Source organism: Actinomycetospora succinea (assembly GCF_004363095.1).
GTDB lineage: Bacteria > Actinomycetota > Actinomycetes > Mycobacteriales > Pseudonocardiaceae > Actinomycetospora > Actinomycetospora succinea.
This window is the reverse complement of the sequence record NZ_SNYO01000005.1, coordinates 231,470-248,616: the sequence shown is the minus strand read 5'-3', so window position 1 is coordinate 248,616 and position 17,147 is coordinate 231,470. Positions and strand designations below refer to the sequence as shown.

Below are 17,147 nucleotides of genomic sequence, written 5' to 3'. Positions count from 1 at the left end.
CGCGCTCCATGGCCGAGCCCGCACGCCCCACCCGCGTCACGATGACCGAGGGCGGACCGTTCCTCGTCGAGGGACCCGTCGAGCTCGAACTGCCCGACGGCACCACGGTGACGAGCGAACGCCCGGTGGTCGCGCTGTGCGCGTGCCGGCGGACCAAGCGGTACCCGTTCTGCGACACGAGCCACCGGCGCAAGGAGCGCCCGGCCCGGAGTCAAGCCGCGGGGGACAGGGCGGCCGTGAGCAGCGACGACTCCCCGGCCGACCAGGCCGCCACGAGCTGATCGGCGAGCCGGTCCTCGAGCATCGTCGAGGCCTGGATCCCCAGGACGACGTCCGCGGCGAGCTCCGGCTCGCGCTCGAGCAGCCCCGCGATGAGCTCGCGGCGCACCAGCTGCTCGTGCACGGCGTCGGCCTCGACGTGCTCGGCGTAGAACGCGGTGACCTCGCTCGGCAGCCCGAGCCGCTCGATCGCCGACACCAGCCGGGCCGCCCCGGGCGGTGAGGTGATCTCGATGAGCGCGAACTGGCCCACCGACGCGCCGCGCCACCGCCGGTGCAGGCCGAACAGCGACATGATGTTGACGGTGGCGAGGGTCGCCGCGGGCGCGACGTCCAGGTAGGCGCCGTAGCCGGTGTCGAGACCGAGGCCCGCCATCATCTCGCTGTAGATCCGCGCGTGCACCCGCTCGGGGCGCCCGGCGCCGTACTCGTCGTGCTCGACCGTCATCAGCGACGCCTTCGCGCGCCCCGCCACCCCGTCGAGGCGCGGGATCACCCACGCCTGCGGGTCGGCCTCCTTGAGGTGGTAGATCGAGCGGTGCGCGACGTACTCGTCGAGCTGCCAGCGCTCGCCGTCGCGGGCGAGGTGCCACGACGGTCCGGTGCCCTCGGTCGGCTCGACGAGCAGCGCGTCCACCGCGGCCTCGACGTCGTCGCCGCCCGGCACCTCCGCCCGGACCGCGGCGAGGAACCGGTCCTCGAGGTGCCCGCGCAGGCGCAGCAGGTCGGGGTCCCACTCGAGGTCGTCGGCGACCCCGTCGAACGAGCGGTAGTGCAGCTCGTAGCAGCAGTAGAGGGCGAGCTGGAGGTCGTCGCCCAGCGGGTCCCCGTCGGGCCGGTGCGGCAGGTCGGCCGCGGCGCGACGCCCGGCGAGGACGTCGAGCACGGCGGTCGAGATCGGGCCGCGGGCGTGGGGCATGACGGGCACGGATCGCTCCTCGCTGGGTGGGCTGGATGGGTGGACGGGACGGACGGGACCGGTGGAAGCCGTGGTGGTACCCGATCGGGTCGCCCGATCCGGCCGCTCCCGCACGTGAGATCCGCGACCCCGCGCGGCGGGCTCGGGAGCGGCGACGGGCGGGTAACGCCTGCTCCTGGGTCGACGCCGAGGTCGAGAACAGTGCCGGCGCCCGCGACCCGTCTCGCCACCACCGAGCCGAGCCGAGGAGCCGCATGACGACCGTCGCGCCGGAGCCGCAGGACCAGACCACCGCGCCGGGCACGAGCCCCGACATCCGCCCGCACCACCGCGTGTTCCGGGTCCCCGGCGTCTACCCCGTGCAGCGCGACACCTGGCTGCTCGCCGACGTGCTGCGCGCCGAGCTCACCGACCACGGCTGCGGCGCCGAGAGGCCGTGCCGGGTCCTCGAGCTCGGCGCGGGCGCCGGCGCGCTGTCGGTCGTCGCCGCGGGGGTGCCGTGCACCGAGGTCACCGCCGTCGACCTCTCCCGGCGCGCCCTGCTGTCGACCCGCATCAACGCCGCCCGGCACGGCCGCCGGGTCCGGACGCGCCGCGGTGACCTCACCGCGCCGGTGGCGGGGGAGCGGTTCGACGTCGTCGTGTCCAACCCGCCCTACGTGCCGGCCGCGACCGACGACCTGCCGGTGCACGGGCTCGCCCGCGCCTTCGACGGCGGCCGCGACGGCCGCGCGGTGCTCGACCGCGTGTGCGACGAGGCCCCCGACGTCCTCACCGACGGCGGGCGCCTGCTCGTCGTGCACTCCGCGTTCAACGACCCCGCCCTGACCGTGCGCCGGCTGCAGGCGCGCGGGCTGTCCGCCGAGGTCGTCGCCCGTCACGAGCACCCGTACGGCCCGGTGCTGACCGCCCGCAGCGAGCTGCTCTGCCGGCGGGGCCTCGCGACCCCGGGCCAGCGCACCGAGGAGCTCGTCGTCGTGCGCGCCGTGCGTCCGGCCGCGGGCTGAGGGGCGGGCGTGCACCACCAGATCGACGTCACCGTCCCCGCGGCGGCCGCCGACGACCTCGTCGCGGAGCTCGAGCACCACGACGGCGTCCTCGCGCTGACCCACCAGCGGGACGGCTCGGTGAAGCCGCCCGGGGACGTCCTCAGCCTGCACGTGCTCAACCGCTCCGTCGACGACGTGCTCGGGAGCGTCGGGCGCGCCCGCGAGCACGGGCCGATCACCGTCGCGACCGTGCGCACCGAGAGCGTCGTGGCCACCGGTATGCAGGACGCCGTCGAGGACGACGCCGACGAGTCGCCGTGGGAGGAGTTCGAGCGCACCCTGCGCCACCACGGCCGCATGAGCACGAACTACCTCGCCCTCATGGCCCTCGGCGGCGCGATCGCGGTCGCCGGCCTGGTCTCGCCGCCCGTGCCGCAGGCCCTCGCGCTGGCGGCGTCGGCGATCGTCGCCCCGGCGTTCGAGCCGGTCGCCAAGCTGGCCGTCGCCGCCCTGCGCGGCAGCCTGCACCGCATCCGCCGCGCCCTGGTGTCCGTGGTCGTCGGTTACCTGGTGCTGGCGGCGTCGGGCGGCGTCGCGTTCCTCCTGCTGCGCGCGCTGGGCATGGGCACGCCGGAGATGCTGGCCACGAGCGAGGGCGTGCACATGGTCGTCGACCCGACGGCCGCCGACTGGCTCGTCGGGGCCGGCGGGGCGCTCGCCGGGCTCGTCATCGTCACGTCGTTCCGCGAGGCCGTCCTCGCGGGCGCCCTCATCGCGCTGGCGCTCGTGCCGGCCGCGGCGTTGTTCGGCGTCGGGATCCTCACCGGCGACGGGACCCTCGCCCTCGAGGGCCTGCAGCGCACGGCCGCCGACATGGGGCTCGTCCTCGTCCTGGGCGGCGCCGTCGTGCTGGTGAAGGACCGCCTGCACCACGGGCATCGCCGCCCGCTCGCCTGACCGTCAGCGCTCGTCCGGGTGCGGCCCGGTGCGGCCCGCGTTGCGCCCCGAGTCGCGGCTCGGCTCCGGCGACGCCGGGGTCGGGCCCTCCTCCGGGTACCGGCCGTCGTCGCGCGGGATCGCGCCGGGGTAGGGCAGCGACCCGGGCGGCGGCTCGACGATCCGCGCGCTCGTGATCATGACGACGACGAACCCGAGGACCGCGAGGACCCCGTGGAGGACGTGGTCGGGGGTGTTCAGCGCGAGGAACGTCGCGGTGCCGGTGTTCACGGCGTACGCCGTCCCGAAGACGAACAGCAGCAGGTAGACGACGGCCTGCCCGCCCGCGAAGAACCGCAGGCGCGTGCGGCTCGTGAGGCTCAGCGCTCCCAGCAGGGCCGTGACCAGCAGCAGGACGCTGTGCGCGGGGTTGAGGCGCAGGGCGAGCACCGTGTCCGGGACCTGCTCGGTGAAGCCCGCGCCCCAGCTGGTGACCAGCCCCGCCACCCCGACGACGGCCAGCACCACCGCCTCGCCGCCGACGAGCGCCGTGCCGATCCGGCCGAGCAGTCCCTCGTGGGGCACCGACGGGACGGGGTCGCCCTGCTCGTCCCGGCCGGCCGGCGCGTACGGGCCCGGGGCGCGCCCCTCCTGGTCGTGCTGACGGGGCGTGTCCGTGGTGTCGGGGTTCGGTGGTTCCCCGTGGCGGTTCGTCGGCTGCGTCATGGCGTCGGGGGTGCCCGATCCGGCGTGGTCGGGGAACCGCCGCCGGCGACGTCGCAGCGCACGGATCGATCCGGAGACGGCACGAATAGTGGGCGCCTACCCCCGGGTAGCCCATGAGCGACCTGCCGAGACGCCGCATGTCAGTCATGGGCGTGTCGTGACCCGGCACGGACCCGCACTCTGTACTTCGTCTCCGACTCGACGACGAGGAGAACTGTGAGCACCCAGGCCCACATGATCGCCCAGCTCCGCGCGATGGCGCAGCTGACCCAGACCGAGGCCCAGGTCGCGCGTATCCGCATCACCCAGGCGCGGACCGAGGCCGTCCGCAAGGAGCTGACCGAGAACGCGCAGAACGCCGAGCGCCGCACGCAGGAGATCACCCGCGAGCTGCAACGCCTCGGCGGAGTCGCCGACATCGTCTCGCCGCTGGTGGGACGCGTCGGGGCCGTCGTGAAGAGCACCGTCGAGCAGGCCGGCCCGGTCGACGAGGCGCTGCTCGGCGACCTCACGCTCGAGCACCAGCTGCGGGACCGCGCGGTCTACCTGCGCGGGCTCGCCGAGGCGGCCAAGGACAACGGTGTCCGCAGGCTCGCCGACCGGCTCGAGCAGGCCCACAGCGCCACCATCGAGTGGCTGACCACCGTGCTCGCCGAGCACGCGCTGGGCGGCCCGCCGGCGCTGAAGCCGACGCCGGTCCAGATGGTGGTCGGCGGTGCCACGCGCGCCGTCCGCCTGCCCGTGAACTTCGCCCGTGAGCAGGTCAGCCGCTGGGCGGCGCGCCTGCAGCAGGGCGGTGACCAGGTCCGTGCGGTCGTCACCGACACCGCCGGGCGTGCGGTCCGGTTCGGCGAGGACGCCCGGGACGTCGTGGTCACCGGCCGCGACGCCGCGCTCGACCGCGCCGAGACCGTCAGCCGCCGTGAGGGCGCCACCGACGCGGCGCAGGTCCTCCACGAGGCCCGCACGCGCCTCGGCGCGCTGCACGCCTCCGAGCTGCCGATCACCGACTACGATGCGCTCGGCGTCAACGACGCCGTCGCGAAGATCAAGCAGCTCAGCGACATCGAAGACCTGAACAAGGTCATCGTCTACGAAGAGGCGAACAAGAACCGCTCGGGTGTCGTCTCCGCGGCCCAGACGCGCCACGCCGCGCTGGCCCAGGAGCTCGTCGGCATCCGCTGAGCGGATCGTCCCCCCACGCCCCGCGGGTCGTCCGGTGCGCCGGCGGCCCGCGGGCGTGTGTCGTCAGGAGGCACCGTGTCCGCCCTCCAGGTGATCGCCAGCGTCGCGCAGACGCTCTCGCCCCTGCTCTACGCCGCCTTCATCGTGGTCATCTGGTTCCAGCTGCGGGCCGCGCGCGAGTCGGTGCGCGAGGTGCGCCAGGAGTTCCTCGCCGGCGGCCGCCCCGTCGTCGCGGTGCACGACGAGTTCGACCACGCCAGCCGCGCGCTGAGCCTCGCCGTCGAGAACGTCGGCCAGGGCCCGGCCAAGAACATCAGCTTCACGTTCTCCCGACCGATCGAGAGTTCCGACGGCGTCGAGATCTCCGGGCTGCCGGTGTTCACCATCGGCCTGACGTCGCTCTCGCCGGGCGCCCGCATCACGTGCTTCTGGGACGACCTCGACGACCAGATGACCTTCCTGCGCAAGAACGGCCTCGACGGCGAGGACTTCCAGGTCACCGTCTGCTACACCGACCTGCCCGGCGCCGACTACTGGAACACCTGGGACATCCAGCCCGCCGTCTACGAGGGCCTGCGCCCGCCGGTGCGCCCGCGGCAGCACGCCCACGACCAGGCCGGCGAGGTCACCGAGTCCGGGGCCGGCGCGCAGGGCTCGCCCCCGGAGCCGACGGGCGAGCCGGCCCAGGTGGCGGCGTCGACCGGGGCCACCGAGGGCACCTGATCAGCCGCTGACCGCCCCGACGATCCCGGCGATGATCAGCACGATCGCGAGCACGAGGATCGCGACGGGAGAGAGCACCGCCACCAGGATCAGCAACAGCCCGAGCAGGATCTTCGTCGTGGTGCTCATCGCCGACACCGCGCCCTTGATGGCCGCCCAGACCGGGTTCTTGCCCTGCATCTTCGCCAGCCCGGCCTGCACCATCGCGGTCATCCCGATGCCGCCGGGGTTCTGTGCGAAGTCCTGGAGACGGTCCGCGAGCTCGTCGACCTTGTCGACCGCCGCCGCGGCGAGCCGGTCGATGAGGGCGACCGCGATCCGTTGGAGCCGTTCGCCGTTCGTGGGGACGTGCTGTGACGCGGCCGCGGGGGCCGCCGTGGTGGGGGCGGTGGCGGGGGCGGTGGCCGCAGTGGTCACGCCTGCTCCTGCGCCCGCCGGGCGAGCGCGAGACCGTCGCGCATGCCCTCGGCGTAGGAACGGGTCTCGCGCTCCTCGACGGACGGCTCGTCCGCCGGCTCGCTCTCGACGAGCGTGGTCAGCACCGCCTCGACGTCCTCGATCCGCCCGGCCGCGACGAGCTGGTGCAGGCCCGCCACCACCTCGTCCGTCCGGTCCTTCTTGTTCTGCGACACAGCCACGGCGGACTCCTCTCGTCGTCGGGGTGCGCTCGGTTGCGCACACCTCATCAGCCGTGTTCCCCATCCAGAAGGTCCGCCACGGCCTTGGCTACCGATGGCCGCGCGTGTTCGGCCGGACGCTCTGGGTGACGGGGCCGGACGGCTCAGAAGTTCTGCACGTGCTGGAAACCGAAGCGCCCCTTGATGCAGAGGTGTCCGTGGGTCACCGAGTGGTCCGCGGGGCTCGTGACGTTGACGATCTCGTTCTGCTGGACGTGCAGCTCGAGGTTGCAGCCGACGCCGCAGAACGAGCAGATCGTCGTCGTGACGGTCTCCTCCTCGGGGTGCCAGTCGCCGGCCTCGCGCAGCTCGTACTCGCGCCGCGACACCAGCGCCCCGGTCGGGCACACGCCGATGCAGTTGCCGCAGTAGACGCACGCCGACTCGGGCAGCGGGGCGTCGAACTCGGTGGCGATGCGGGCGTCGAACCCGCGCCCGGCCGCGGCGATCGCGAACGTGAACTGCGCGTCGCTGCCACAGGCGTTGACGCACTTGTAGCACATGATGCATCGCGAGTAGTCCCGCACGTAGAGGTCGTTGTCGACCTTGACGGGCTGGGCGACGGTGGCCGCCGTGGCTCCGTCCGAGGCGTGGTGGTGCCCCGCGTGGCGGCGGTCGCGCTCGCCCGCGGCGGCGGGCTCGGCGAACGGCCCGTAGCGCTCGGTGTCGACGCCGTACTCGTCCATCCAGCGCTGCACGTCGGCGCTCGCGCGGTCCATCGCGACCGACGACCCGAGCAGCTCGAGCACCATCCGCCGGCTGTGGCGGACCTTGTCGGAGTCGGTGCGGACCTGCATGCCGTCCTCGCACGCGCGGGCGCAGGACGGCACCAGCGTGCGCGAGCCCTCGACCTCGACCACGCAGACCCGGCACGCGTTGATCGGGTCCATGTTCGGCGCCCAGCACAGCGTCGGGGTGTCGGCCTGCTCCGGCGTCCCCTCCTCGTGCAGGGCCCCGAGGATCGTCGTGCCCTCGGGCACGCGGACCTCGCGGCCGTCGAGGCTCACCGTCACCCGGCGCTTGATCGTCCCGAGCATCACCGGGCCCGACCCGAGGCGCTCCTCGGGGCCGCGGGCCGTCGCCACCGGGTCGACGACGGTGGGGCCGACCGGCGCCGCGACGTCGGTGTCCCCGTCGGGGCCCTCGCCCGGCGGCGGCCCCGCCTCCGTCGTCGTGGCAACGGCGGCGCCGCCCGACGCCTCGGTCGGCCCGTCGACCGGCTCGTCCGCGGGGGCCGTCGAGCCGCCCTCCGGCCCGACCGGTCCCTTGCCCGTGGTGGTCATGCGCTGGGCACCTTTCCCCTATCGGCGTGCTGTCCGTTTTCCCGGGACCGGCTGGGCCGATCGAGCAGCCCGAGGTCGAGGGCGGACGTGATCGCCGCGGGCGCGGTCTGGCCGAGACCGCAGATCGACGCGTCCCGCATCACGCGCGCCAGGTCGTCGAGCAGGGCGAGCTCGGTCTCGCGGGACCCGAGCGGGGCGTCGCGCTCGAGGCGCGCGAGCACCTCCTCCTGGCGCACGGTGCCGACGCGGCACGGCACGCACTGGCCGCACGACTCGTCGCGGAAGAACGCGGCGATCCGCCGGAGCGTGCCGGTGAGGTCGGCGTGGGAGTCGAACACGAGCACGACGCCCGACCCGAGCGTCGCCCCGATCTCGCGCGTGCCCTCGAGGGTGAGCGGCACGTCGAGGTTCTCGGGCATGACGAACCCGCCCGCGGCGCCGCCGAGCAGCACGGTGCGCAGGTCGCCGCGGGTGCCGCCCGCGAGGTCGAGCAGCTGGCGCAGCGTCGTCCCGAACTCGACCTCGTACACGCCGGGGGCGCCGACGGCACCGGCCACGCAGAACAGCTTGGTGCCCGTGGAGCGCCCGCCGCCGATCTCGGCGAACGCCTGGCCGCCGATGTCGAGGACCCCGAGCACGTTGTAGAGCGTCTCGACGTTGTTGATCGCAGTCGGCTTGCCGAACAGGCCCTTGACGCTCGGGAACGGCGGCTTGTTGCGCGGCTCGCCGCGGAAGCCCTCGATCGACTCGAGCAGCGCGGTCTCCTCGCCGCAGATGTAGGCCCCGGCGCCGCGGCGCAGCTCGATGTCGAAGGCGAAGCCCTCGCCCATGACGTCCTCGCCGAGGTAGCCGCGGGCGCGGGCGGACTCGACGGCGCCGAGCAGCCGGCGCGTCGCCAGCGGGTACTCGCCGCGGATGTAGAGGTAGCCGGTGCGCGACCCCGTCACGTACCCGGCGATCGTCATGGCCTCGATCAGCCCGAACGGGTCGCTCTCCATGAGCACCCGGTCCTTGAACGTGCCGGGCTCGGACTCGTCGGCGTTGCACACGAGGTAGTGCGGGTGCTCCGGCGCGCCGGCGACGCCCTTCCACTTCACGCCCGTCGGGAACGCGGCGCCGCCGCGGCCCATGAGCGAGGAGTCCTCGAGCTCGGTGATCACCCGCGTCGGGCCGAACTCGATGGCCCGGCGCAGCGCGCCGTAGCCGCCGTGGGCGCGGTAGTCGTCGATGCTCTCGGGGTCGACGACGCCGATGCGGCGCAGGAGCCGCAGCGGCTCCCCGCCGGGCAGGCGGGCGCCCCGGCCGGACTGCGGGACGCTGACCCGGGTGTCGGCGAAGACCTCGTCGGCGGCGTCGGCGGTGCCCGGGTCGACCGAGCGCGCCGCCGCGAGCACCGCGTCCGGCGTCGCCGGCGCCTGGCTGAGGTCGGGCTCGCCGGTGCGCTGGTGGAGCACCGCGGGCGCCCGCTCGCACAGGCCGAGGCAGGGGCTGCGCACCCAGCAGGCCTCGCCGGTGTCGGCGTCGGCGACGCCCTCCGGGCCCAGCGCGTCGGTGAGCTCGGTGATGATCTCCTCGCCGCCGTACGGTCCGCAGGCCACGTCGTCGCAGACGTGCACGACGCGCGGCGCGCGGGGCTCGACGGAGAACATCGCGTAGAAGGTCGCGACACCGTAGATCTCCGCCGGGGGCACCGAGAGCGTGCGCGCCACGTGGTTGAGCGCGCCCTCGGAGATCCAGCCGACGGCGTCGTGGACGGCGTGCAGCACCGGCAGCAGCAGGTGACGGCGGGCGCGGGCGTCGTGGCCCGCGTGGTGCGAGCGCGTCGGCCGGTCCTCCCGGCTCGACGGGCCGACCAGGTCGCCGAACGCCGCGTCGATCGTCTCCTGCTCGAGCGTGCTGGGTTCGGCCTTCGAGAGGTGCAGATCCATCCGTCAGCTGCCCGCCACCGGGACGCGGTGCGCGGCGGTCTCGGCGGTCGCCGGGACGTCCAGCTTCTCGACCCGGATCGCGGTGGCCTTGAACTCCGAGGTCCCCGATTTCGGGTCCCAGGCGTCGTTGGTCAGCACGTTGACGTCCACCTCCTCGGTGAAGTGGGGCGTGAACGACGCCAGCCCCGGGCGCAATGACGGATCCACGGCGATCGGCGCCTCGACGGCACCGCGCCGCGAGACCACGCGGACCCGCTCGCCGTCGGCGATGCCGAGGCGGGCGGCGTCGTCGGCGTCGATGCGCAGCGACTCGCGGCGGCGCATCGGCGAGGAGTACCCGCCGGTCTGCACCCCGGAGTTGTAGGCGTCGAGCACCCGCACGGTGGTCAGGCGGATGGGGAAGTCCTCGTCGAGGACGTCGACGGGCGCGACGTGCTCGACCGGCATGAACGGCGCCGGACGGCCCCGGTCGGCGGGGTCGTCGGCCCACAGCCGGGCGTGCATCAGCGGCGTGCCCGGGTGGTCCTCCGACGGGCACGGCCACTGGAGGCCGCCGAGCGCGTCGAGGCGCGCGTAGCTCATGCCCGCGTGCCAGTTCAGCGAGACCGAGCGCAGCTCGTCCCAGACCTCCTCGGCCGTGGGCTCGCCCCAGTCGTGACCGAGCGCCGTGGCCAGGGCGCTGATGATGTGGGTGTCCGGGCGCGCCTGCCCCGGCGGGTCGATCGCCTTGCGGACGCGCTGGACGCGCCGCTCGGAGTTGGTGACCGTGCCCTCGTACTCGCACCAGTCGGCCGTCGCCGGGAACACCACGTCGGCGAGCTCGGCGGTGGCCGTGCGGAAGATGTCCTGCACGATCAGGCAGTCGAGGCTCTCGAGCATGTGCCGCGCGTGCAGGGCGTTGGCCTCGGACTCGGCGGGGTTCTCGCCGATGCAGTACAGCGCGCGCAGCTCGCCACGCTCCATCGCCTCGAACATCTGCGAGAGGTGCATGCCCGGCTCGGGGTTCACCGTCACCGGGTGCTCGGGCGTCGACCAGGCCGTCTCGAAGCGGTGGCGGGCCTCCTCGTCACCGAGGTCGTAGCCGCCGGGCAGCTTGGCCGGGATCGAGCCCATGTCGCCGCCGCCCTGCACGTTGTTCTGCCCGCGCAGCGGCACCAGGCCCGAGCCGTAGCGGCCGACGTGCCCGGTGAGCAGCGCGAGGTTGATCAGCGCGAACACGTAGTCGGCGGCGTTGTGGTGCTCGGTGATGCCGAGCGTCCAGCAGATCTGCGCGCGGTCGGCCCGCGCGTAGGCGTGCGCCAGCTCCTTGATCGACGCGGCCGGCACGCCGGTGATCTGCTCGGCGTGCTCGAGCGTGTAGGGCTCGACGGCCGCGACGTAGTCGTCGAAGCCGGTGGTCGACCGGTCGACGAACGCGTGGTTCACCAGCCCCGCGTGGATGATCTCGCGGCCGATCGCGTTGGCCAGCGCGATGTCCGTGCCGACGTCGAGGCCGAGCCACGAGTCCGCCCAGTGGGCGGTCGAGGTGTGCCGCGGGTCGACCGAGTACATCCGGGCGCCGTTGCGCAGGCCCTGCAGCACGTGGTGGAAGAAGATCGGGTGGGTCTCACGCGCGTTGGAGCCCCACAGCACGAGCAGGTCGGCGTGTTCCGCCTCCACGTAGGCGGAGGTGCCGCCGCCGGCACCGAACACCGTCGTCAGACCGACGACACTGGGAGCGTGTCAAGTGCGGTTGCAGCTGTCGACGTTGTTGCTGCCCATCACCACCCGCGAGAACTTCTGCGCGGTGTAGTTCATCTCGTTGGTGGCCTTCGAGCAGCTGAACATGCCGAACGCGTCGGACGGCACGCCGCGCAGGCCCGCGGCGGCGCGTTCGAGCGCCTCGTCCCAGCTCGCCGGCCGGAGCTCACCGTTCTCACGGACCAGCGGCTCGGTCAGACGGACGTGACGTGGCTTGCGACGTGGCATCTCCGCTACTCCCAACCCGACGGGGTGTCGCCGTCGTCACCATCGTAGGTGCCGTTGGGAGAGACGTCACACCGGGATTTCGCCGTGGGAAACAAAGTTTCCTGAGCTGTGGTGCGGCGTCCGGAAGGTCCTGTCCGTACCCCTGTTCGGCGGCGCGGGGTTGCGGGTAACGGGAGACACACACTCATCGAGGAGGAGCCATGGCGGGCAACCCGCGGGTCGAGCAGGTGGTGGAGCAGGTCCGGAGCCTGAACGAGCAGATCGTGAGCCGGGCGCGCGAGGGCGGCGAGGAGTCGCTGCGCGCCTACAAGGAGCTCCTCGAGAACGTCGCCCAGGCCGAGGAGGCGGCGGGCAACCGCACCGCCGAGTGGGTCCAGGCGTTCGCCCGCGCCCAGGCGCAGTTCACCCGCGAGCTGGCGGAGGCGTTCCCGGCGCTGCTGCAGCGGCTCGGCTCGGGGCTCGGGGGCGCGGCGGGCGCCGCCGCGGACCGGGCGCGCGACGTGCCCGGCGTCGCCGCGGCCGAGGGCGAGGCCAAGGGCGCGGTGTCGGTCGAGGACGACCTGCCGATCGAGGGTTACGACGACCTCAACGTCGGTGACGTGGTCGCGAAGCTCGACGGTCTCTCGGCCACCGACCTCGGCAAGGTCGACGCCTACGAGCGGCGGACCAAGAACCGCAAGACGGTGCTGGACAGGATCCGGGCCCTGCGCTGACGGGGGCCGGCTCCCGGCTGACGTCACACCCGGTGTCCGCGGCGGCGGGGGCCGGGTAGCCGACCGGATGAAGGTCGTCTACGTGTCCTACCCGCCGTCCGACGCCGCCGGCCGCGACGTCCCGGCCAGTGCCGACAACGCCCTCGGGCTGCAGGAGTTCCTCACCGAGCGCGGCCACGAGCTCGTCACCACCACCGACACCGGTGCGGGTCTCGACGAGGAGCTCTCCGACGCCGAGGTGCTGATCACGACGCCCTTCTGGCCGGTCTACCTCGACGCCGATCGGCTGTCGAAGGCGTCGAACCTCGAGCTGGTGATCACCGCGGGCGTCGGCTCCGACCACACCGACCCCGAGACCGCGAAGCAGCACGGCGTCACGGTCGCCGAGGTGACCGGCAGCAACGTCGTCAGCGTCGCCGAGCACAACGTGCTCCAGATCCTCGCGCTGGTGCGGAACTTCGTGCCGGCCCACACGGACGCCCGCGAGGGCGGGTGGGACGTCGCCGGGGTCGCCGGGGCGTCGCACGACCTCGAGGGCAAGACCGTCGGCATCGTCGGGCTCGGCGCCATCGGCGCCCGGACCGCGCTGCGGCTCAAGGGCTTCGACGTCCGGATGCTCTACTACGCCAACCACCGGCGTTCGCCGGCCGACGAGGAGACCCTCGGCGTGCGCTACGCCCGGCTCGACACGCTCGTGCGCGAATCCGACGTGGTCTGCCTGGCGCTGCCGCTCATGGAGGGTAGCCAGGCCCTGTTCGGCCCTGAGCGACTCGCGGCGATGAAGCCGGGGTCGTGGCTGGTCAACACCGCCCGCGGGGCGATCGTCGACCGGGACGCGCTGGTCGAGGCACTCGGGTCGGGGCACCTCGCGGGCTACGCCGGCGACACCTGGTACCCCCAGCCCGCGCCGGCCGACCACCCCTGGCGCTCGCTGCCCGAGGGCTCCGAGGCCATGACCATCCACTGCTCGGGCATGACGCTCGAGGCGCAGGACCGGATCGCCGAGGGTGTCCGGGAGATGCTCGACGCCCACCTCGACGGACGCCGGGTCCCCGACGACTTCCTCGTCGTGGACCCGGCCGCCTGACGGGTCACGCCGCGACCGGCTCCTCGGCGCGGGTCTCCGCGCGGGGAGCCGGGACGTCGGCCACCGGCGCCGGCTTCTCGCGCCCGACGAGGCGGTCCACGAAGCGCTTGAGCTCGCCCGCCACCGGCAGCGAGAGCTTCCAGATGGAGCGCGTCGACTGCCAGAACTGCCGCGGGAACGGGCCGGTCGTGTACGGCAGGTCCCAGCGCTCGCAGATGTCGCGCACCTTCTCCGCGATCTCCGGGTAGCGGTTCGACGGCAGGTCGGGGAAGAGGTGGTGCTCGATCTGGTAGCCGAGGTTGCCGCTCATGAGGTGCATGAGCTTCCCGCCGGAGAAGTTCGCCGAGCCGAGCAGCTGGCGCAGGTACCACTCGCCCCAGGTCTCGCCCTCGAGCTCCTCCTCGGTGAACACCTCGGCGCCGTCCGGGAAGTGGCCGCAGAAGATGATCGCGTAGGACCACACGTTGCGGATGAGGTTGGCCGTCGCGTTCGCGGCGATCGTCGCCGGGAAGAACGGACCGGACAGCGCCGGGAAGAACACGTAGTCCTTGAGCGCCTGCTTGCCGGCCTTGCGCCCGATCTGGCGCAGCTTGGCCTTCATCTCCTCGGGGTCGGCGTCCATCTTCGCCGCGCCCTCGATGTCGAGGTCGTGCAGCGCGACGCCCCACTGGAACAGGAACATCAGCAGCGCGTTGTAGAGCGGCTGGCCCAGGTAGTAGGGGTGCCACGGCTGGTCGGAGGAGACCCGCAGGATCTCGTACCCGACGTCCTTGTCCTTGCCGATCACGTTCGTATAGGTGTGGTGCAGGTAGTTGTGGGAGTGCTTCCACTGCTCGGCCGGGCAGACGTTGTCCCACTCCCACTGGGCCGAGTGGATCTCGGGGTCGTTCATCCAGTCCCACTGGCCGTGCATGACGTTGTGGCCGATCTCCATGTTCTCGATGATCTTGGAGGCGGCCAGGGCGGCGGTGCCGGCGATCCAGAGCGGCGGCAGGACGCTGCCGACGAGCGCGACGCGCCCGCCGATCTCGAGGCGGCGCTGCAGGCGCACCACGCCCCGGATGTAGGCGGCGTCGTCCTCGCCGCGCGAGGCCTCGACCTCGCGGCGGATCGCGTCGAACTCACGCCCGATGGCCGCGACGTCGGCCTCGCTCAGGTGCGTGAACTCCTTGATGTCCGAGATGGCCATGACGGGGTTCCTTTCCGCGTCGGGGGGAGTCGGTCGGTACCTGAAGTACGCGGTACCGACGGTACCGAGCACGAGCCGCGAACGGACCCCGTGACCGGTGTGGTGCTGGGCACCGGGCGCGCGATGGCGCCCGTCACACCACCCGTCAGGCGGGTCGGGTGCGGGCACCGAGCGGGGCCGGGTGAGGATGCGTGCCACCCGATCGGGGGGTCCGGACGACGCCGTGCAGAATTCGGTAACGGAATGGTCACGGCCCGCGATAGGCGGTCACGGAGCAGAAGGGAGGGGTATGTCGACGCCGACCTCGGTGCCGAACGCCCTCGGCGACGCTCGGGCCACCATCGAGCCCGGACGCCTCGTGGCCGGGCGCTACCTCCTCGTCGCGCCCGTCGGGCGCGGTGGCTCGGGGTCCGTCTGGCGGGCCCACGACGAGCTGCTCGACCGCGACGTCGCGATCAAGCGGCTGCACGGGGCGCGGGCCCTCGACGCCCAGCGCGCCCGCCAGATCCGCGACCGCGCCCACCGCGAGGGCCGTGTGGCCGCGCGCCTGCACCACCCGCGCCTCGCCGCGATCTTCGACATGACAGACCTCGACGGCGAGGTCTGCCTGGTCATGGAGTACGTCGCGGCCCCGTCGCTGGCCGACCTCCTCGACCGCGAGGGCTCGCTGCCGCCGGTGCGCGTCGCCGCCATCGGGGCCCAGATCGCCGAGGGCCTCGCCGCGATGCACGAGCGCGGGATCGTCCACCGCGACGTCAAGCCCGCCAACGTCATGATCGGCGCCGGCGACACGGTGACCGTCACCGACTTCGGCATCGCGGTCGTCGACACCGACCCCGCCACCGCCGACCAGCTCGTCGCCGGCACGCCGCACTACATGGCGCCCGAGCTCGCCCGCGGCGGCCCGGCGACCGCGGCCGCCGACGTGTTCTCCCTCGGCGCCACGCTCTACGCCGCGCTCGAGGGCGCCCCGCCCGCCGGCGACGGGGGCAACGCGCTCGAGGTGCTCTCGCGCGTCGCCACGGGCGTCGTCGCGCCGGCCCGGCGCGCGGGCGACCTGACCCCGGTGCTGCGGGCCCTGCTCGACCACGACCCCGCCCGCCGGCCCGACGCGGCCCGCGCCGCCCGGATGCTCGCGGGCCACGACCCGGGCTACGAGGTCCGCGCTGCGACGCCGGCGCCCGCGGCGACCGCGGCCGTCGGGTCCGACCTGCTCGCGGTGGGTCCGCCCACGCCCGACCCCGGTGCTCCGGATCCCGACGCGGACGAGGCCCGCACCGGCCCGCTCCTGCTCCCCGGCCGGACGAGCGCGAGCGCCGCGGCCCCCCACGGCCGCGCGCGGGGTGCGACCCGGGCCGTGACGCCCGTCGACACGGGCGCGGGCCGGCCGGCGCGCGCGACGCGGCTCGGGCGCCCCACGCGGCGGGTCGCGGCCGTCGGCGCCGGTCTCGTCGGCGTGCTCGGCGCGGCCGGGATCGTGGCCGCGTCGACCGGCACGTCCGACCCGACGCCGGTCGCCTCGCCGGGCACCGCGGCGCCCCCCGCGCCGATGCCGGTCCCGGTCGCCGGGCCGCCGGTCATCCCGTCGACCACCACGCCCGCGCGCGCGACGCGCTCGGCCTCGGCGGACGACGTCGAGGAGGTCGCGTCGTCGACCCGGTCGACGTCCACGCGACGCTCGCGCGACGCCTCCGCGGAGCGCGCGGCGCAGTGGGAGAAGTTCTTCGAGCGCTGGCGGGCCGCCCAGGCCCGCGCCGGCGGCGGGGACGACGACCGGGGCAACGGCAACGGGCACGGCAGGGGGCGCGCCCGCGGCCACGACCGCTGACCGGTCGCCGGATCAGTCCTCCGGACGCTCGTCGCGCGCGGGCACCCGGGGCGTCGGCACGGCGCGGTCGTCGGACGGTGGAGTGCTCGGACGCGGGCGCACGATGCGCCGGATGCGCGGTTCCTGGATCAGCCGATCGTCCGTGCGGTCGCGCATGACGCCTCCCCCGGGCGTCCCCGGTGGCGGGGACGTCGAGCGCCGAGGTTACGACCGGACACCGGGCGAGCGCTGTACGTCATTGTGCGTACGTCCACCCGCGACGTGCGGTGTCGACCTTCACGACGACCGGACCGCCCGGTACGTTCCGAGGAGGGGACCGCCGGTGCGGACGAGGGGCCCGCACCGGCGTGGGCCCGTGCGGTCAGGAGCCGCCGCGCAGCACCTCGCAGAGCACCACGGGCTCGGCGTCGGCGGGCAGCCCGAGCGGGCGCCAGCGCGGCGTCCGGCGCAGTCCCGCGTCCGCCGTGACGGCCCACCCCTCGACCGCCGACCAGCGCAGCGCCCGCACGGCACGCGGCGGGTCGGCCAGGACCCGCAGCGTGAAGCCGTCGTCGCCCGCGTGGGGGATCGTCTCGACCTCGTCGGCGTCGAGCAGGTCGAGCGCCGTGGCGACGGCCTCCGCGCACGCGGTCGCGTGGGAGAGCAGCCAGGGAGCCAGGGGAGCGGTGGGGGCTGTCGGCGCGGTCGGCGCGGTCATCGGGGGTCACCTCCGGCGGC

The 17,147-nt window shown here is 74.1% G+C and carries 18 protein-coding genes; 8 read left to right on the top strand and 10 right to left on the bottom strand.

From position 1 onward, the window contains the following. Nucleotides 1–8 precede the first annotated feature (8 nt). Nucleotides 9–281 carry a CDGSH iron-sulfur domain-containing protein gene (locus EV188_RS19795; RefSeq protein ID WP_133828004.1) on the top strand — a complete coding sequence of 91 codons (273 nt, stop codon included), beginning with the start codon at nucleotides 9–11 and terminating at the stop codon, nucleotides 279–281. Here the strand turns inward: EV188_RS19795 and EV188_RS19790 are convergent. Then, nucleotides 212–1,198 carry an iron-containing redox enzyme family protein gene (locus EV188_RS19790; protein WP_133828098.1) on the bottom strand — a complete coding sequence of 329 codons (987 nt, stop codon included), beginning with the start codon at nucleotides 1,196–1,198 and terminating at the stop codon, nucleotides 212–214. The genes EV188_RS19795 and EV188_RS19790 overlap by 70 nt on opposite strands. Before the next feature lie 254 nt (nucleotides 1,199–1,452). Here EV188_RS19790 and EV188_RS19785 point away from each other — a divergent pair, with 254 nt between their 5' ends. Both EV188_RS19785 and EV188_RS19780 read left to right on the top strand, forming a co-directional pair. Continuing rightward, a complete protein-coding gene (locus EV188_RS19785; protein WP_133828003.1) occupies nucleotides 1,453–2,205 on the top strand; it encodes a HemK2/MTQ2 family protein methyltransferase in 753 nt (250 codons plus the stop codon). 9 nt (nucleotides 2,206–2,214) lie between these two features. Then, a complete protein-coding gene (locus EV188_RS19780; protein WP_133828002.1) occupies nucleotides 2,215–3,144 on the top strand; it encodes a DUF389 domain-containing protein in 930 nt (309 codons plus the stop codon). A gap of 3 nt (nucleotides 3,145–3,147) precedes the next feature. Here the strand turns inward: EV188_RS19780 and EV188_RS19775 are convergent, their stop codons facing one another. After that, nucleotides 3,148–3,849, bottom strand: a complete 702-nt coding sequence (locus EV188_RS19775; RefSeq protein ID WP_133828001.1) for a DUF4383 domain-containing protein — start codon at nucleotides 3,847–3,849, stop codon at nucleotides 3,148–3,150. Nucleotides 3,850–4,065: 216 nt separating this feature from the next. On the opposite strand from EV188_RS19775, the gene EV188_RS19770 reads away from it, so the two are divergent. Both EV188_RS19770 and EV188_RS19765 read left to right on the top strand, forming a co-directional pair. Beyond that, nucleotides 4,066–5,034 carry a ferritin-like domain-containing protein gene (locus EV188_RS19770; protein ID WP_208114291.1) on the top strand — a complete coding sequence of 323 codons (969 nt, stop codon included), beginning with the start codon at nucleotides 4,066–4,068 and terminating at the stop codon, nucleotides 5,032–5,034. 75 nt (nucleotides 5,035–5,109) lie between these two features. After that, a complete protein-coding gene (locus EV188_RS19765) occupies nucleotides 5,110–5,757 on the top strand; it encodes a hypothetical protein (RefSeq protein WP_133828000.1) in 648 nt (215 codons plus the stop codon). Here the strand turns inward: EV188_RS19765 and EV188_RS19760 are convergent, their stop codons facing one another. The 5 genes from EV188_RS19760 to EV188_RS19740 form a co-directional block, all read right to left on the bottom strand. After that, nucleotides 5,758–6,174: a hypothetical protein gene (locus EV188_RS19760; protein ID WP_133827999.1), complete on the bottom strand. Its 417-nt coding sequence runs from the start codon at nucleotides 6,172–6,174 to the stop codon at nucleotides 5,758–5,760. Beyond that, nucleotides 6,171–6,395, bottom strand: a complete 225-nt coding sequence (locus EV188_RS19755) for a hypothetical protein (protein WP_133827998.1) — start codon at nucleotides 6,393–6,395, stop codon at nucleotides 6,171–6,173. Before EV188_RS19755 ends, EV188_RS19760 begins: the two co-directional genes overlap by 4 nt. Nucleotides 6,396–6,538: 143 nt before the next feature. Beyond that, nucleotides 6,539–7,717, bottom strand: coding sequence for a 2Fe-2S iron-sulfur cluster-binding protein (locus tag EV188_RS19750; RefSeq protein ID WP_243741841.1), 1,179 nt, complete (start codon nucleotides 7,715–7,717; stop codon nucleotides 6,539–6,541). Then, nucleotides 7,714–9,645, bottom strand: coding sequence for an NAD(P)H-dependent oxidoreductase subunit E (locus EV188_RS19745; RefSeq protein ID WP_133827997.1), 1,932 nt, complete (start codon nucleotides 9,643–9,645; stop codon nucleotides 7,714–7,716). Before EV188_RS19745 ends, EV188_RS19750 begins: the two co-directional genes overlap by 4 nt. Nucleotides 9,646–9,648: 3 nt before the next feature. After that, nucleotides 9,649–11,613: a molybdopterin oxidoreductase family protein gene (locus EV188_RS19740; protein ID WP_133827996.1), complete on the bottom strand. Its 1,965-nt coding sequence runs from the start codon at nucleotides 11,611–11,613 to the stop codon at nucleotides 9,649–9,651. A gap of 200 nt (nucleotides 11,614–11,813) precedes the next feature. On the opposite strand from EV188_RS19740, the gene EV188_RS31785 reads away from it, so the two are divergent. Together EV188_RS31785 and EV188_RS19730 are read left to right on the top strand one after the other, a co-directional pair. Continuing rightward, complete coding sequence (locus tag EV188_RS31785; protein WP_166659979.1) at nucleotides 11,814–12,326, top strand: hypothetical protein; 513 nt, start codon at nucleotides 11,814–11,816, stop codon at nucleotides 12,324–12,326. A 67-nt stretch (nucleotides 12,327–12,393) separates the two neighbouring features. After that, complete coding sequence (locus EV188_RS19730) at nucleotides 12,394–13,413, top strand: NAD-dependent formate dehydrogenase (RefSeq protein WP_133827995.1); 1,020 nt, start codon at nucleotides 12,394–12,396, stop codon at nucleotides 13,411–13,413. 4 nt (nucleotides 13,414–13,417) lie between these two features. Here EV188_RS19730 and EV188_RS19725 read toward each other — a convergent pair whose 3' ends face one another. Continuing rightward, the gene (locus tag EV188_RS19725; RefSeq protein ID WP_133827994.1) at nucleotides 13,418–14,602 is read right to left on the bottom strand and encodes a fatty acid desaturase family protein; all 1,185 of its coding nucleotides are present in this window, start codon (nucleotides 14,600–14,602) and stop codon (nucleotides 13,418–13,420) included. A gap of 289 nt (nucleotides 14,603–14,891) precedes the next feature. Between EV188_RS19725 and EV188_RS19720 the strand changes: the two genes are divergently transcribed. After that, complete coding sequence (locus EV188_RS19720; RefSeq protein ID WP_166659978.1) at nucleotides 14,892–16,430, top strand: serine/threonine-protein kinase; 1,539 nt, start codon at nucleotides 14,892–14,894, stop codon at nucleotides 16,428–16,430. Nucleotides 16,431–16,442: 12 nt separating this feature from the next. Here EV188_RS19720 and EV188_RS31780 read toward each other — a convergent pair whose 3' ends face one another. Together EV188_RS31780 and EV188_RS19715 are read right to left on the bottom strand one after the other, a co-directional pair. After that, nucleotides 16,443–16,586: a hypothetical protein gene (locus EV188_RS31780; RefSeq protein WP_166659977.1), complete on the bottom strand. Its 144-nt coding sequence runs from the start codon at nucleotides 16,584–16,586 to the stop codon at nucleotides 16,443–16,445. A gap of 205 nt (nucleotides 16,587–16,791) precedes the next feature. Further along, nucleotides 16,792–17,127: a hypothetical protein gene (locus EV188_RS19715; protein WP_133827992.1), complete on the bottom strand. Its 336-nt coding sequence runs from the start codon at nucleotides 17,125–17,127 to the stop codon at nucleotides 16,792–16,794. Nucleotides 17,128–17,147: the final 20 nt, after the last annotated feature.